11 protein-coding genes and 1 pseudogene are annotated in these 13,832 nt (G+C 60.4%); 7 read left to right on the top strand and 5 right to left on the bottom strand.

From position 1 onward, the window contains the following. Together CY652_RS09740 and CY652_RS09745 are read left to right on the top strand one after the other, a co-directional pair. Window positions 1–144, top strand: a pseudogene (locus CY652_RS09740) (IS630 family transposase); the annotation flags it as partial. A gap of 444 nt (window positions 145–588) precedes the next feature. Beyond that, window positions 589–1,539: a LysR family transcriptional regulator gene (locus CY652_RS09745; protein WP_180970501.1), complete on the top strand. Its 951-nt coding sequence runs from the start codon at window positions 589–591 to the stop codon at window positions 1,537–1,539. Between the two features lie 48 nt (window positions 1,540–1,587). On the opposite strand, the gene CY652_RS09750 is transcribed toward CY652_RS09745, so the two are convergent. Then, entirely contained in the window at window positions 1,588–2,538 is a 951-nt protein-coding gene (locus CY652_RS09750; protein ID WP_102130520.1) for a LysR substrate-binding domain-containing protein, read from the bottom strand. 148 nt (window positions 2,539–2,686) lie between these two features. Here CY652_RS09750 and CY652_RS09755 point away from each other — a divergent pair, with 148 nt between their 5' ends. The 5 genes from CY652_RS09755 to ppc all read left to right on the top strand — a co-directional run bounded on the left by CY652_RS09755 (window position 2,687) and on the right by ppc (window position 9,589). Continuing rightward, window positions 2,687–3,532 carry an FAS1-like dehydratase domain-containing protein gene (locus tag CY652_RS09755; protein WP_102130521.1) on the top strand — a complete coding sequence of 282 codons (846 nt, stop codon included), beginning with the start codon at window positions 2,687–2,689 and terminating at the stop codon, window positions 3,530–3,532. A 54-nt stretch (window positions 3,533–3,586) separates the two neighbouring features. After that, entirely contained in the window at window positions 3,587–4,759 is a 1,173-nt protein-coding gene (locus tag CY652_RS09760; protein WP_102130522.1) for an acyl-CoA dehydrogenase family protein, read from the top strand. A 14-nt stretch (window positions 4,760–4,773) separates the two neighbouring features. Then, window positions 4,774–5,952 (top strand): CaiB/BaiF CoA transferase family protein, encoded by a 1,179-nt coding sequence (locus CY652_RS09765; protein WP_102130523.1) that lies wholly within the window; start codon window positions 4,774–4,776, stop codon window positions 5,950–5,952. Window positions 5,953–6,026: 74 nt separating this feature from the next. Continuing rightward, entirely contained in the window at window positions 6,027–6,710 is a 684-nt protein-coding gene (locus tag CY652_RS09770; RefSeq protein ID WP_258002258.1) for an alpha/beta hydrolase, read from the top strand. A 26-nt stretch (window positions 6,711–6,736) separates the two neighbouring features. Next, window positions 6,737–9,589 (top strand): phosphoenolpyruvate carboxylase, encoded by a 2,853-nt coding sequence (gene ppc, locus CY652_RS09775; RefSeq protein ID WP_258002259.1) that lies wholly within the window; start codon window positions 6,737–6,739, stop codon window positions 9,587–9,589. 536 nt (window positions 9,590–10,125) lie between these two features. On the opposite strand, the gene CY652_RS09780 is transcribed toward ppc, so the two are convergent. The 4 genes from CY652_RS09780 to CY652_RS24415 form a co-directional block, all read right to left on the bottom strand. After that, complete coding sequence (locus CY652_RS09780; protein ID WP_308410379.1) at window positions 10,126–11,046, bottom strand: MBL fold metallo-hydrolase; 921 nt, start codon at window positions 11,044–11,046, stop codon at window positions 10,126–10,128. Window positions 11,047–11,256: 210 nt separating this feature from the next. After that, window positions 11,257–12,549: an MFS transporter gene (locus tag CY652_RS09785; RefSeq protein ID WP_102130524.1), complete on the bottom strand. Its 1,293-nt coding sequence runs from the start codon at window positions 12,547–12,549 to the stop codon at window positions 11,257–11,259. Window positions 12,550–12,563: 14 nt separating this feature from the next. Continuing rightward, window positions 12,564–13,577 carry a succinylglutamate desuccinylase/aspartoacylase family protein gene (locus tag CY652_RS09790; RefSeq protein ID WP_102130525.1) on the bottom strand — a complete coding sequence of 338 codons (1,014 nt, stop codon included), beginning with the start codon at window positions 13,575–13,577 and terminating at the stop codon, window positions 12,564–12,566. After that, the gene (locus CY652_RS24415) at window positions 13,534–13,746 is read right to left on the bottom strand and encodes a hypothetical protein (RefSeq protein ID WP_180970503.1); all 213 of its coding nucleotides are present in this window, start codon (window positions 13,744–13,746) and stop codon (window positions 13,534–13,536) included. The genes CY652_RS09790 and CY652_RS24415 overlap by 44 nt, the downstream gene beginning before the upstream one ends. Window positions 13,747–13,832: the final 86 nt, after the last annotated feature.

Consider the following 13,832-nt stretch of genomic DNA (forward strand, 5'->3'; position numbering starts at 1 on the left):
GTCAAACAACTGATCAAGCGTATCGATCAATTCGTTTCTCACTACAACGAAAACTGCAAGCCATTCGTCTGGACCGCATCCGCCGACTCCATCCTTGAAAAGCTACACAGGCTTTGTTCGCGAATCAGCGGAACGGGACACTAGCGGCATCGTTGGACTCACGCCATGCTGGAGGGCATGAATGCGCTCCAGCATGGCGGCAGTATGTCTGGTGATATTTCATTCGCTGTAGTCACTATCCCTTCCTGTCGGTATCCGCCGAGCCGTTGCAACCGGCTCGGATTAAGTGGTGGGTCTGTCGAGTGAAATCGATGACACGCTGATATGTCTCGCTCTGGGGAAACAGAAGCCGAGGTGACGCAAGTCCATTACGGCGCAGGCGCGAGCGCCGACGTTCACAGGTGAGAAATCGCGGGAGAGCAGGTATCATGGTCCCGTCATGGCATCCCGCCTCGATGCGCCGCCTCGATGCGCGCCGCGGACCAAGCGCCGGTTAACGGCGTCAGCGAAATCCGCCGGCGCTCATGCGAAATGTTCGATTTGTTGAACAGGCGAAGGCTATCGCGCTGTTCGCCTGTGTACGCAAATATGGAACTGTCTTATCTGAGAGCGCTCCTCGCGGTTATCGAAACGGGTACCCTGAGCAAGGCAGCAGACCGGCTGGGGCTCACCCAGCCTGCCGTGAGCCGGCAGATCCGGCTGCTGGAAGAACAACTCGGGGTCGTCCTGTTCGCCCGTCACGGCAGGGGCATGACGCCAAATGACATTGCGCGGCGTATTGCGTCGCGAGCCGCTGCCGGCTTCCGGGAGTTGGATGCCATTGCAAGGGACGTGTCTGAGACTCGTCAGGATCCGGGCGGGACCGTGATTCTGGGCCTGACGCCGTTGGTGGCGGACATGGCAATTGTCCCACTCATTAACCTGATTTCAAGGAAATTTCCTAATATTCGGCTGAAGTTTGCAATTGGCTTTAGCGGATATCTGCTGGACTGGCTACATCGTGAGGAAGTCGAAGTGGCGCTGCTTTTCGATCCGATTCATCACCATAGCCTCAGCGTCCAGCCGTTGCTCAAGGATGAACTCGTTCTGGTTGGCGCGGGGTATAGGCGATTTTCTATGGAAATACCGTTTGAATTCGCCAGACTGGCAGGTGAGCGCCTGGTTTTGCCGAGTCTTCGTCACGGAATCCGCATGATGGTCGACCGGCAGGCTGATGCTCGGGGGGCGGTGCTTGATGTCGCGATCGAGGCGGATTCTTTCCCGGTCTTGCGCGATCTCGTGATTGCGGGACATGGTTCGACTATCCTGCCGTTGAACAGTGTGCGGTCGGAAATAGAAGCGGGGAAGGTTTCGGTGACTCGCCTGGTTCCGGACATGTTTCGGAAGCTGGCGCTGGCAAGATCGACGACCACTCATCAGTCGACGGCTTCGAAGGCGGTATGCGTCGCTTTGGCGGAGTTTCTGATCGGGGAGGTGGAAAGTGGGCGGCTTGCGGCGGACATCCTCGTCAACCCGAAACATTTTGACGGGCGAGTCTGAGTCTCGACCGTACCGATTGGTGCCTTGCCGTGGTGCATTGAGGATCGATCATGTCGCTGCGGCCGCCGACGCACGCAGCGTAATCCCTGTCCATGCGCCGCTTGCGCTGAGTTCCCTAATCAACTCGCAGATCGCCTTGCGTACCGCGAGCGTAGCTGAACTGACGGGCAGGGCGTTTGGCCAGCATAGGCTCGCAGGGCGGTTAATGGTGGGGCCGACAATCCGGCGCGTCTTTGGTCGATTTGTGACTTCCCGCGACGCCAAGGACGACGGCGGGAGAATTGTGCATGCTGCTCCCGACTGGGCGATAGACAGCAGCATGGGCAACGAATCGATATCGGCAACGATATGCAACGGCACCTGTTCTCGGGCGAAGCTGCGTTCCAGCAGCAGGCGCAATCCATTCGATACACCAGGCGCCACCATCGGAACGCCTGCCAGGGCCGCAAATTCACAGGTGCGAGCACGGGCGGACACGCCGGTGCCCGGGTCTCCCATCAGATACAGTTCTTCGTCGAACAGGGGCATTGCAGAAATGCCAGGCGTATTCGAATCGCGGAACAGGATTGCCAGATCGAGGCGACCGTTGGCAAGCAACTCGTTGAGATAGCCACTCATGCTTTCGAAGAACTGCAGCCGGATGCCGGGGTAGCTTGCTCTTATTCGCTCGAACAGTGGCATGGCGAGAATTGACGTCATTGTCGTCGGCAGACCTACTGCCACGGTTCCGGATTCCGCTCCCACACCTTCGCAAACCTCTTGTCGCAGCTGTTCCATCTGGTGCAGGACCTGCCGCGCGTGACGATACATCGCTTGCCCAGCTGCTGTCGGTTTGACGCCCTGCGAGCTTCTTACGAGCAGGGCCACACCCAGATCACCTTCGAGTTTTGAAATCTGCTGGCTCAGGGACGGCTGGGCTACATACAATTTTTCGGCTGCCTTTCCGAGACTGCCGTAATCGACGATATTGACGAAATAGCGAAGCTGCCGAATGTCCATGATGCTGTCGGTCCGGGGTTGGTGAGACGGCTATAGGATATCTCTATGACGGGCAAATTCAATTGGTATTTCCCGTCTGCCGCCTGTTCAAATAGAGTCGCTGCATTCCTATTCGAATTCACTGGTTGCCCCAGTCTAGGAGACAGCGATGAGTTCCGCACCGACCGATCAACCACGTCAGCTGATCCAGACCGTCACCGATGTCATTGCCGCTGCGCCAGCGGTGGCACTTGCAGCAATGCTTGATCGCAGCGATACGCTGCGCATTGGCGACGCGCTTCCCCCGATCTGGCATTGGCTATACTTCTGGTCGGTCGCTCCCCAAGCGGAACTTGGTGCCGATGGTCATCCGAAAAGAGGAGACTTCCTGCCCGATCTCGGCTTGCCGCGCCGCATGGCGGCAGGTGGTCGGCTGTCCTTCAACGCGCCGTTGCTTATCGGGAGGACGGCCAGTCGTGTCTCGCAGGTATTGTCCGTCGAACGCAAGTCGGGTCGCAGCGGCCGGCTCGCTTTCGTGACGGTCGAGCATCGGATCGAGACCGCGGGCGTGGTGGTAATTCGGGAAGAGCAGGACATCGTCTATCGAGAGCCCGCCCAGCCAAGCTCGCCGCAACCTGTTCCCGCGCGCGCGCCGGAAGGTGCTCAATGGCGACGCGAAATCACGCCTGATGAAGTTCTGTTGTTTCGCTACTCGGCGTTGACCTTTAACGGGCATCGCATCCATTACGATCGCAGCTATGCCCGCGATGTAGAAGGCTATCCCGACCTGGTCGTGCACGGCCCGCTGATCTCCACCTTGCTGGTGGATCTGATTCCGCGCTTTCTGCCGTCCGCCGTCGTCCGCGAATATGCGTACAAGGCAATACGCCCAACCTTCCTCGGTCGTCCGTTCATTGTCTCAGGGCGGCTCGCAGAAGACGGTCGCTTTGTCGATCTGTGGGCTAGCGATCATGAGGGATGGCTCACGATGTCGGCTCGCGCGACGCTCGCGTGAGCCACGCAAGTGGCCTTTCCAAGTCCTAATTCTTTCCAGACCGGAATTGATTCGATGAATACCGTAGCGAACGAAGCCGCCGATCCGTATCAGGATATCCGCGAAGCGGTGCGAGACCTCTGCAGTCAGTTTTCCGCCGAATATTTCCGCAAGGTCGACGAGGAGCGCGGCTATCCCGAAGCATTTGTCGATGCGCTGACCAAAGCGGGCTGGCTTGCCGCGCTGATTCCGCAAGAGTACGGTGGCTCGGGGCTTGGGCTCACTGAAGCGTCGGTGATCATGGAGGAGATCAATCGCAGTGGCGGCAACTCGGGGGCTTGCCATGGCCAGATGTACAACATGGGCACACTGCTGCGTCACGGCTCGCAGGAACAGAAGACGCGCTATTTGCCGAAAATTGCGTCGGGCGAACTCCGTCTTCAGTCGATGGGGGTGACGGAACCGACGACGGGTACGGACACCACGAAAATCAAGACAACGGCTGAACGTAAAGGCGATCGCTACGTGGTGAACGGCCAGAAGGTGTGGATCTCGCGCGTGCAGCACTCTGATCTTATGATCCTGCTCGCCCGCACCACGCCGCTTGCTGACGTGAAGAAGAAAAGCGAAGGCATGTCGATCTTTATCGTTGATCTTCATGAGGCGATTGGCAATGGCATGATCGTGCGTCCGATTCCGAACATGGTCAATCACGAGACCAACGAACTCTTCTTTGACAACCTCGAAATTCCGGTAGAAAACCTGATCGGCGAAGAAGGTAAGGGATTCAAGTACATCCTCGATGGCCTCAATGCCGAGCGTACGTTGATCGCTGCCGAATGCATCGGCGATGGGTACTGGTTTATCGAAAAGGTTGCGCAGTATGTGAAGGATCGCGTCGTTTTCGGTCGACCGATAGGCCAGAATCAGGGGGTGCAGTTCCCGATCGCGGGCGCGTATATCAACATCGAGGCAGCCAGTCTTATGCGCTTTGAGGCGGCCCGCCGGTTTGACGCACACCAGCCGTGCGGTGCACAGGCGAACATGGCGAAGCTGCTTGCGGCCGATGCGTCGTGGGAAGCCGCGAATGCATGCCTGCAGTTTCACGGTGGCTTCGGCTTTGCCTGCGAGTATGACGTCGAGAGAAAGTTTCGGGAGACACGCCTTTATCAGGTTGCCCCCATTTCGACGAATCTGATCCTGTCGTACGTGGCCGAGCACATCCTCGGCCTGCCACGTTCGTTCTGAGAGGAGAGTCGATCATGCGCCCGCTTGACGGAATCAAAGTCGTCACGTTTGAACACGCAATCGCTGCCCCTTTTTGCACGCGCCAGCTTGCCGATCTGGGCGCACGGGTCATCAAGGTGGAGCGGCCGGGCACCGGCGACTTCGCGCGCAACTATGACGAACGCGTCTCGGGGCTCGCTTCCCACTTTGTCTGGACTAATCGCTCCAAGGAAAGCATCACACTCGATGTCAAGCAGCCCGCTGCGCTTGAGATCGTGCACAGGCTGCTCGCCGATGCCGACGTATTCGTACAGAATCTCGCACCAGGCGCCACGCAGCGGCTCGGGCTCGACTATCAGACGTTGCACGGACGCCATCCGAAGCTGATTGTCTGTGACATATCCGGTTATGGTCTCGACGGTCCTTTCCGCGACAAGAAGGCTTACGACCTGTTGATCCAGAGCGAGTCCGGTTTTCTTTCTATCACGGGTTCCGAGAGTGAGCCGGCCAAGGCGGGCTGTTCTATCGCTGATATCGCGGCGGGGGTGTACGGCTACTCGAACATTCTTGCGGCGCTTATCGAGCGAGGGCGTACCGGACTCGGCCGTCGCATCGACATCTCGATGCTGGAAAGCATGGTCGAGTGGATGAGCTATCCGCTGTACTATGCGATCGATGGGCAGGCGCCGCCAAAGCGTGCCGGCGCTGCACACGCGACGATCTATCCCTACGGACCGTTCAAGATTGGCGACGGAAAGACGGTGATGCTCGGCCTGCAGAACGAGCGTGAGTGGAAGATTTTCTGTGAAGCTGTGATTTGCCGGCCCGAATTGGCCGATGACGAGCGGTTCAATTCGAACAGCCGGCGAGTCGAGCACCGGGAGGAGCTTGCGCAACTGATTACCGGAACGTTTTCGTCTCTCACGACGGGTGACGTCATAGGCCGGATAGACGAGGCTGGCATTGCGAACGCCCGTATGAATGACATGCAGGCGGTGTGGGCGCACGAACAACTTGCCGCTCGCAGCAGGTGGACCAGGGTGGCTACGTCGGCGGGTGAGATTCCGGCGCTGTATCCTCCTGGACTCACACCCGAGGACAAGCCGCGTATGGATCCCGTGCCCGCGCTCGGCGAGCACACCGACTCGATCCTGTGCGAACTGGGCTATGACGACGGCCAGATTCGCGCGATGCGCGACGCTGGCGCGGTTTGAATGGCAGACTTCGCGGGGAAGCACCGGCCCAGCTTCCTTCTGCGAGGCATGCCGTGGCCGCAGCAGGAGGTATATTGTCAACCCGGAATCAGATTTATTTCAACGGCCCGGCAGGACCCGTCGAGATAATACGAGAGCTACCGGACGGCCGCGTACGAGGTGTGGCGATCGTGACGCACCCTCATCCGCTGCTCGGCGGCACGGCGGAGCATAAAGTCCCTTATACAATTGCTCAGGTCTGCCTCGCTCACGGTCTGGTAGCGTTACGTCCGAATTTCCGTGGTGTGGGGGGAACAGCGGGCCTGCATGATGGTGGGCGCGGAGAAGCTGACGACATTCAGGCGATAGCGCGGCAGGCGATGGCGGATTACGATGGCTTGCCATTGATTCTCGCGGGCTTTTCATTCGGAGCGTTCGTTCAGACGATGGTTGGCCGTCGCCTTCTGGAAGAAGGCGGGCAGCCAGTGCAGATGATTCTTGCAGGGTTGCCATATGGAAAAATACCGGCGGGCCGGCAATACGAGACACCGGGAGTTCCGGAGAGTGCACTCGTAATCCACGGTGAGCGCGACGAGGTCGTGCCGCTTGCAAATGTCTTTGAATGGCTTCGGCCACAGGAGATACCTGTTGTCGTCGTTCCCGGTGCCGGCCATTTTTTTACCGGGAAGCTGCAACTTTTGCGAAACGTGCTGGATGATCATTTACGGGCGTGGTTCCCCCCGGGATATGGAGAATGCCGAGTTGGCGGCCGGACGTAGCTGGCTTCATGCATTGGAGGTATCACATGATCGGCAGCCACGAAAGCGGATCCGGGCCATATCGGGAAAAAGCGTTCGACGACAAGGACCGTCCGCTCTTCGAGGACATCCGCTTCCTGGGCCGCCTGCTCGGCGACGTGGTGCGCGAGCAGGAAGGCGACGCGGTGTTCGAGGTCGTCGAGACGATCCGGCAGACTGCCGTGCGCTTTCGCCGCGAAGAGGACAACACCGCGGCGCTCGCGCTGGAGAAGCGGTTGCGCGCGCTGTCGCCGGACCAGACGGTGAGCGTCGTGCGCGCGTTCAGCTACTTCTCGCATCTGGCGAACATCGCCGAAGACCGCCACCGCAACCGCCGCCACCGGATTCACGATCTGGCGGGCTCGGCTCCGCAGCCGGGCACCATCGCGCATTCGCTCGAACGGCTCGTCGAAGCCGGCGCGGCCGCGACGCCGGTGCTCCAGCAGTTTTTCAACGACGCGCTGATCGTGCCGGTACTGACCGCGCACCCGACCGAGGTGCAGCGAAAGAGCATCCTGGACGCGCAGCACGACATCGCGCGGCTCCTTGCCGAGCGCGACCAGCCGCTCACGCAACGCGAACGCGAGCGCAACGAGGCGCTGCTGCGCGCGCGCGTCACGTCGCTGTGGCAGACGCGGATGCTGCGCGACGCGCGCCTCACCGTCGCCGACGAGATCGAGAACGCGCTGTCGTTCTACCACGCGACGTTCCTCACCGAGATTCCCGCGCTGTACGGCGAGATCGAGACCGCGCTGAAGGAGCACGGCCTTGCCGCGCGACTGCCGGCATTCCTGCAAATGGGCAGCTGGATCGGCGGCGACCGCGACGGCAATCCGAACGTGACCGCCGAAACGCTCGAGCACGCCAGCGAGCGTCAGGCGACGGTGATCTTCGAGCATTACCTCGAAGACGTGCACCGGCTCGGCGCCGAGCTGTCGGTATCGAACCTGCTGGCGGGCGCGAGCGACGAGCTGAAGGCGCTCGCGGCGGCGTCGCCGGACCCGTCGCCGCATCGCGTCGACGAGCCGTACCGCCGCGCGCTGATCGGCATGTATACGCGGCTCGCGGCGAGCGCGCGCGTGCGCCTCGGCGAAGGCGTCGTCCGCGTGCGCAGCGCCGGACGCGGCGCGCAGCCGGTGCGCGCGCAGCCCTATGCGGACGCGTCCGAATTCTCGCGCGACCTGCACGTGCTGATGGACTCGCTCGCCGCGCACTACGGCGCATCGCTCGCGATACCGCGTCTGGCGCCGCTGTTGCGCGCGGTCGACGTATTCGGCTTCCATCTGGCGAGCATCGACCTGCGCCAGAGCTCGGACGTCCACGAGGCGGTGGTCGCCGAACTCTTCGCGCGCGCGGGCGTCGAGGCCGATTACGCGGCGCTCTCCGAGGACGACAAGCTGATCGCGCTGCTCGCGCAGCTGGCCGAACCGCGCCTGTTGCGTTCCCCGTACCTCGACTACTCGGCGCTCGTGCAAAGCGAGCTCGGCGTGCTCGAAATGGCGCGCGCGACACGCGAGAAATTCGGCGACCGCTCGGTGCGCAACTACATCATCTCGCATACCGAAACAGTGTCCGACCTGCTCGAGGTCATGCTGCTGCAAAAGGAAACGGGCCTGCTCACGGGCCGCCTCGGCCACGCGGACGACCCGGCGAAGGCCGGCCTGATGGTGATTCCGCTCTTCGAGACGATTCCCGACCTGCGCAACGCGCCGCACATCATGCGCGACCTGCTCGCGCTGCCCGGCATCGACTCATTGATCGAGCACCAGGGCAACGAGCAGGAAGTGATGCTCGGCTACTCGGACAGCAACAAGGACGGCGGCTTCCTCACGTCGAACTGGGAGCTGTACCGCGCCGAACTCGCGCTCGTGTCGCTCTTCAACGAGCGCGGCATCACGCTGCGGCTCTTTCACGGCCGCGGCGGCACGGTCGGCCGCGGCGGCGGCCCGACCTACCAGGCGATCCTGTCGCAGCCGCCCGGCACCGTCGACGGCCAGATCCGGCTCACCGAGCAGGGCGAGGTGATCGCGAGCAAGTTCGGCAACCCGGAGATCGGCCGCCGCAACCTCGAAACCGTGATCGCGGCGACGCTCGAAGCGTCGTTGCTGCCGCACCGCAACGCGCCGGCGCAACTATCGGCATTCGAGGAGACGATGCAGCATCTGTCCGACACGGCGCTCGCCGCGTACCGGTCGCTCGTCTACGAAACACCCGGTTTCACCGAGTACTTCTTCACGTCGACGCCGATCACCGAGATCGCCGAGCTCAACATCGGCAGCCGGCCGGCGTCGCGCAAGCTGCATGACCCGAAGCACCGGAAGATCGAGGATCTGCGCGCGATTCCGTGGGGCTTCTCGTGGGGCCAGTGCCGGCTGCTGCTCACGGGCTGGTACGGTTTCGGCAGCGCGGTCACCGCGTATCTGGACGAAGCGGGCAGCGCGGCCGAGCGCGCGCGGCGCGTCACGCTGCTGAAGAAGATGCACAAGACCTGGCCGTTCTTCTCGAACCTGCTGTCGAACATGGACATGACGCTCGCGAAGACCGATCTCGCGGTCGCGTCGCGCTACGCGCAGCTCGTGTCGGACAAGAAGCTGCGCAAGCACGTGTTCGAGCGGATCGTCGCCGAGTGGGAGCGCACGACACGCGTGCTCGACGAGATCACCGGCCACGCGGGGCGCCTCGCGGACAACCCGCTGCTCGCGCGCTCGATCAAGAACCGCTTCCCGTACCTCGATCCGCTCAATCACCTGCAGGTCGAACTGATTCGCCGTTACCGGTTGGGAGACGAAAGCGAGCGCGTGCGACGGGGAAATCATTTGACGATCAATGGCATATCTGCTGGCCTGAGAAATACCGGATGAGCCTCGTTCCCACATAGCACGGTGAGCGTTGGGGAAACTGACCGATGAACTGTGCGAAGGGGTATAAACGGACGTGCTGCCGTTTATCCTTCGATCTGTATCGCGGCGCCTTATGCCTGAAGCGAAGGATGGTCGCTTCAACGGTAAAATGATCGAAACCGTTTGGTATTAAAAATTCCTGAATAGGGAATAGAAAGGGCGTCGGTTGTTCCTGGATGTATGCGGTGGACTGTGCCGCGGAGAGGTAGAAGGCAATGCGCAAGAAGTCGGTGAGCGGTGACCTCGATCTTTTCGTGAATTGACAGGCCTGCGAGCTTGTACGGGTCGAATGCGTTGTCCATCAGATCGGACGCGCTGGCGATACGCAGGGCCATCCGCGAGCTAATGGCGGAACTGAGTGCGAGCAGGGTATGGGTGGGTATCCCGTTGCACACGCCGGCTTCCTCGGATGTATGACTACCCGACGTGGTCAGTCTCGGGGCCAGCGTGCCGACGCCCATTCGCACATGATTCGCCGGGTGCGGCCGACGATGGGATCAGAAACCGAACTGCCACGAGAAACGGTGGCCGTCAGTTTTCACACGGCCTGCAGAACTTCCTGCGAAGTGTGGCGTGAAGACTGATATGCCAGTTCGTGCAGCGTATTCGAGCACCCAGCGGCGCGAACGGGTGGCCTCACCCGGATCGGCGCAAAACACCGAACTCCAGTCCGGACGGTACGCCTGGACAGGGTGGTGCCAGACATCGCCGGTAAAGAGCGCACGTTCGCCGGCCGACTCGATTTCAATCGACATGTGCCCCGCGCTATGGCCGGGCGTAGGCTGAAAACGGATTCCGGGTAGGTATTCTCCGCCTGCGGGACCGATTTCGTCAGTCAGCCCGGCCTGGATCACGGGAAGGACGCTGTCCTCGAACACCATGCGGCGCTTATTTCCAGCAGGCGTATCGAAGAACTCCCGCTCGACCGTAGGTAGCACATAGCGCGCATTGGGAAACGTCGGAACCCATTTATCATTCTGCAGATGGGTATTCCAGCCTACGTGATCGACGTGCAGGTGTGTGAGCAGGACCAGATCGACCTCCTCGGGTTTCACCCCAGAGTCTGCCAGGCGTTTAAGATAGGGCGTGTTTAACTGGTGAAAGATCGGGCTGAATGGACGGACTTTGCCGTTTCCGCTCGCCGTGTCGACGAGGATGGTTCGGCCGCCTTGACGCATCACCCAGGTATGGATGCTCAGGATGAAATTTTCTTCGCCTGCGTCGAGGTGATCACTGACAAGCCATGCTCGCTGCTCGTCGATCACGGCGGGATCGAACTCAGGAAAAAGTACTGTGGTCTTCAGCGAAAACTGTTGTTCAGTGACCTTCGTGACTGTTGCATCGCCGACGCGATAGATGGGAGATGTTTCGTTCATGATCTGACGCGGAGGAACGGTTTGCCGGGCGGTCTGGAACACGGCTCGCGCGGTGCATGGCGCCCGCTGGCTGACGATTGGGGTAGCTGTCGCAGGGAACCTGTACTGCCTGTCGTCACCAGTACGACTTATACTATTGCAGACGTTGCCGGAATATGCCAATACTGTCTAGCCAGGCGGGTAATGCCTTGTAAGCGCGTGTGCTACGGCAATACAGGCGTTTTATGCAGCTTCGTATCTGTCGATTACCCGTCAAGGATGGGGCAGTCGATTGGCAAGCATGACGATGGCTCCAATGACGAGCAGTACCACCATCACGATCATGCCGGCCTGCATACTCCCTGTCGCCGATTTCACGGTCCCGATGATGACCGGACTGAAGAAGCCGCCGAGCACGCCGACTACATTGATGAATGCGATCCCGCCCGGCGCAGAGGCTCCCTTCAGGTAGTCTCCTGGTATGGCCCACAGCACAGTGTATGACGCCCACATCATTGCCGTCGCGACGGTAATCGAGCCGAGCAAGAGCGCAAGACTGCTGGAGTGCGTCGTGGCGGCCAATAACGTAACGGCACCGACGACACTGCATGCTGCACTGTGCATACGTCGTTCCCCCCATCGATCCGAACTGCGGGAGATTACGTACATGGCGACGAGGGATGCGATGTACGGGACCGCCGACCACATGCCGATTTCTGGCGTGCTGGAGATACCTGCAGCCCTGATGATCGTTGGCAGCCAGAAGCTTACGGTGTAGATGCCACAGATTACGCAGAAGTTGCTGCAAGCAATGCCGAGCACACGCAGATCGACCACAGCCTTGAGCAAGGCGCGATGTGCGTCAGGCGCATCGGGCGAGGCAATCAGTTCCCGGTTGAGCGCTGCTTTCTCCGCGGAGGACAGCCATTTAGCTTCATCGATCCGGTCAGAAAGAAAATACCACGACACTACGCCCAGGACCGAACAGGGCACGCCCTCCACAACGAACATCCATTGCCAGCCTGAGAGACCATGTATGCCGGCGAGTGCGGTTATCGCCCAACTCGACAGCGGGCCGCCGACAAGACCGCCGATTGGGCCAGCAGCCATCACGATAGCCATGGTTCGGGCCATTCGAGCCGGAGGATACCAATACGTGAGGTACAGGATCATGCCGGGAGCGAACCCGGCCTCAAATACGCCGAGCAGGAAGCGCAGTGCATAGAACGATCGGGCGTCGTGGACGAACATCATGGCCGTGGATATGAGGCCCCAGAGCACCATGATCCTCGCGATGGTTCGCCGGGCCCCCACACGGGGTAGGAGCAGGTTGCTGGGAATCTCGAACAATATGTAGCCAATGAAGAAGATGCCTGCGCCAATCCCGTAGACCGCATCGGACAATCCGAGGTCGCTCTGCATCTGGAGCTTGGCAAAGCCGATGTTGATGCGGTCCAGAAACGCCAACATGTAGCACAATGTGAGGAATGGCAGTAGCCGCAACGACACCTTGTGGTATACGTCGCCCAGGCATTGCTGCGAACTCGATGAGATTGGGGCTAACATCGCTTTTTCCTGGTTCAGTCGAGCGCCGTATCGGACGCTAGGAGTACCACGCAGTCGCCGGGTTCAACGCCTGCGAACGAACGGATACACACAGCAATACCGTCGCCAGTAAAATTCAGTTCGAGCGGTGCAGCCCATGGCGTGTGCGGGTTGAATACCCGACCGGCAAGCTGGCCCTTTGTGACACGATCGCCGAGCTTGATCGTGGGTTCGAATACTCCAGTCACTGGTGAGAAGACGTAGTGCTTTTGTCCTTCTACCTGCAGATACCGGGTGTCGAAGCGGGGATCTGGTGCTGCTTCATCGGGAACGATGCGTAGCGTCCTGAGCAGTCGGGCAAGCCCTTCCTCGACGATCGCCAGACCGTCCGGGTTGCAGGTGCCATAGCCGCCGAACTCACCGCACAGGAAAAGCTTGCCCCGGCGTTCTACGGCAGCACCATAGGTACGGTCTTCTCCCAGCAGATCCATCACCATGGCATGTGGTGCTGCGAACGATCTGACGAGGCGCAGGTAGTCAGCGCGCTTAACCACGTCGCGCGGCGGGTAGATCAACAGCGTCGGGATATGGTTAAATGACTGCCCGCCCGAGTGGATGTCGAAGATGATGTCGGCGCGCGGAAACAGTTCCGTGTCAACGTAGTGGGCGATGAGTTCTGTGATCGTGCCATCACGCTTGCCAGGAAAGACACGGTTCATGTTTGCATGGTCGATCGGCGACGTGCGCTTGCCCGCGAGAAACGCCGGGAAGTTCAACCCCGGAACGACGATGATGCGTCCGTTGATTGTGGTTTGCGGCAGATGTTGCAGCAGTTTCATCAATGCGACCGGCCCCTCATACTCGTCGCCATGGTTGCCGCCGGTCAGCAGCAGGGTAGGGCCGTCACCGTTTTTTACCACTGCGATTGGTATGGGGATATGGCCGTAGGCCGAGCGGTCCACCGAATGCGGCACGCGAAGTGTGCCGGTCTGGAAGCCATCCTGGTCAAACTGGATGTCCGTCGTGATGCGGGATTTTTGCGCGTCCATGCAGGATTGCCCTGATCGTTGAATGGAAGATGGTGAGCGGTGTTGTGCCCGTGTCGCCAAAATGATGGCGAGTCGAAATAATCCGTTCCAATGCCGTTTGCTGTGCGAGGCGATGCTTATGAAGCATCGCCACAGCCGGTAGGCGGTTACGGGCGATCGTCGGGCTCATGGGGCAGATCGGGCGCGAGTAAGTGCTGATGCTCAGGGCACGGGGATGCAGGGGGAGTTGATCGCGATCGAAGTGATCGGGACGTT

It is taken from the genome of Burkholderia sp. WAC0059 (genome assembly GCF_002870125.1).
Classification (GTDB): domain Bacteria; phylum Pseudomonadota; class Gammaproteobacteria; order Burkholderiales; family Burkholderiaceae; genus Paraburkholderia.